Origin of the sequence: Pseudomonas sp. BBP2017, assembly GCF_003024385.1 — a bacterium.
GTDB lineage: Bacteria > Pseudomonadota > Gammaproteobacteria > Pseudomonadales > Pseudomonadaceae > Aquipseudomonas.
Genome location: NZ_PVZN01000045.1, coordinates 1 through 645, shown reverse-complemented (window position 1 = coordinate 645; position 645 = coordinate 1). Strand labels below are relative to the sequence as shown.

General features: G+C 61.7%; 1 protein-coding gene. It reads right to left on the bottom strand.

From position 1 onward, the window contains the following. A partial coding sequence (tssI, locus tag C6382_RS23730) for a type VI secretion system tip protein TssI/VgrG (protein ID WP_146146931.1) occupies positions 1-645 on the bottom strand: 645 nt, incomplete at both ends.

Below are 645 nucleotides of genomic sequence, written 5' to 3'. Positions count from 1 at the left end.
CGATGCTGTTGCCCTTGATGGTTTCCCGGCGTTCGTTACCGACTTCCAAGCGGCTGTCATTCGCGATCTTTTGCGCCAGGTCACGCTGCGCGCGCAGGTAGATCAGCTCCTGGCCTTTGCGGTCCTCTATCGACAGTTCGTTGTAGCCACTGCTGCCCGGCGTACTGCGGCTGCGCAGCACGGTTTTGGTCTTGTTCGCCGGTAACGGGTATGGCAGCGGTGTGCGCGTGTTAGGCACACACCCGGTGATCAATGGCTGGTCGGGGTCACCCTCCAGATAGGTCACCACCACTTCCATGCCGATGCGCGGAATGGTTACCGCGCCAAAGCCCTCTCCAGCCCAGCTGGACGACACCCGTAGCCAGCAACTGCTCTTGTCGCTGTTCAGCTCGGCGCGGTCCCAATGGAACTCGACTTTGACCCGGCCATGTTCATCGCAAAAGATTTCTTCGCCTTCAGGTCCGGTGACACGGGCGGTCTGGCTGACCAGTCGCGATTTACGCGTGACCAGCGGTGGACGGTAGAACACGTCCCAGGGGATGGCGCTGAAGCGGTTGCGGTAGCCTTGGCTGAAGCCGTCTTCGGCCTGGCTGTCGGCCGACTCCTCAAGCACCTGCGGCTGCTTGCCTTCGTGGGTCACGCTGA